The 1,341-nt window shown below is 70.5% G+C and carries 1 protein-coding gene; it reads left to right on the top strand.

Annotated elements, in window-relative coordinates; all coding sequences use genetic code 11:
* The first annotated feature begins 146 nt into the window (after nucleotides 1–146).
* Nucleotides 147–1,325: an ISAs1 family transposase gene (locus tag ACZ52R_RS43525; RefSeq protein ID WP_465755584.1), complete on the top strand. Its 1,179-nt coding sequence runs from the start codon at nucleotides 147–149 to the stop codon at nucleotides 1,323–1,325.
* The last annotated feature ends 16 nt before the right edge of the window (nucleotides 1,326–1,341 follow it).

The raw sequence follows: 1,341 nt of genomic DNA, 5'->3' as shown, positions 1-1,341 counted from the left end.
CAGGGCTGATGCGTTCTCAGCTGGCGGGATGGACCGATTCGTCGGCTCTGGTGCCTGATGGGTGGTTTGCCGGAGTGGAAGCAAGAGACGCGACGCCAGATGATCAAGGCTTCTGAGACCGAAGATCGTCCTGGAGTCGCGTCCGCGTGTCATCCTCCCTGATCACCGTCCTCGCGCGCCACTGCGAGGGCGGCAACGCCCCCTGCCCGTCTGTCGAACCGCACGAGCTGGCCTCGCTGTCCGAGGTGCTGGCCGCCGTGCCCGATCCGCGTCGGGTGCGCGGGCGCCGCTACCGCATCGGCGTGCTGCTGGCACTGTGCCTGACGGCCGTGCTCGGCGGGGCCCGCTCCCTGGCGCAGATCGCCCGGTACGCCCACGACGCCGACCCGCACGTCCGTGCCGGGCTCGGCCTCACCCGTGCGGTGCCCGACGCCTCCACGCTCGGCCGACTGCTGGCCCGCATCGACGGCGACGCGCTGGACGACGCCGTCGGCGCCTGGCTCGCCCGCCATGCCGCCGATCCCGTCAAGGAGGACGAAGCCCTGGTCGGCCTCGCCGTGGACGGCAAGGCGGTGCGCGGCTCACGCACCAACAGCAGGACAGCTGTCCACCTGCTGGCCGCCGCCCTGCACGGCAGCCAGACCGTCATCGCCCAGCGCCAAGTGGCGGCCAAAAGCAACGAGATCCCGGCCCTGGCCCCGTTGCTGGCCCGCTTCGACCTGCACGGCGTGGTCGTCACCGCCGACGCGATGCACACCCAGCGCAAGACCGCGAAGAAGATCACCGCGGCTGGCGGGCACTACCTCTTGGTCGTCAAGAGGAACCAGAAGAAGCTGCGCCGGCAACTGCGCCGCCTGCCCTGGCAGCAGATGCCGCTGCTGGACCGCACCCGCACCACCGGGCACGGACGCCGAGAGGTCCGACGCCTGAAGGTGTGCACCGTCGAAGCCGGGCTGCTGTTCCCGCATGCCGTCCAGGCCATCGAGATCAAGCGACGCCGCGTCAGCACCAAGACCGGCAAGGTCCAGACGAAGACGGTCTACGCCGTCACCAGCCTCACCCCCTGCCAGGCCGACCCCGCCCGCCTGGCCGAACTCGTCCAGGGCCACTGGTCCGTGGAAGCACTGCACCATGTGCGAGACGTGACCTTCGCCGAAGACGCCTCCAGGGTCCGCACCGGCAGCGCGCCCCGCGCCATGGCCACACTGCGAAACCTCGCCATCGGCCTGATGCGCCAGGCCGGCTGGACCAACATCGCCGCCGCAGCCGACCACTACCGGTCACGCCCCGACCACGCCACCGCACTCCTCAAGATCACCTGCTGAGAACGCATCAGCCCTG

This window comes from Kitasatospora sp. NPDC034023, from assembly GCF_055575795.1.
This window is presented reverse-complemented; position numbering and strand designations above follow the sequence as displayed.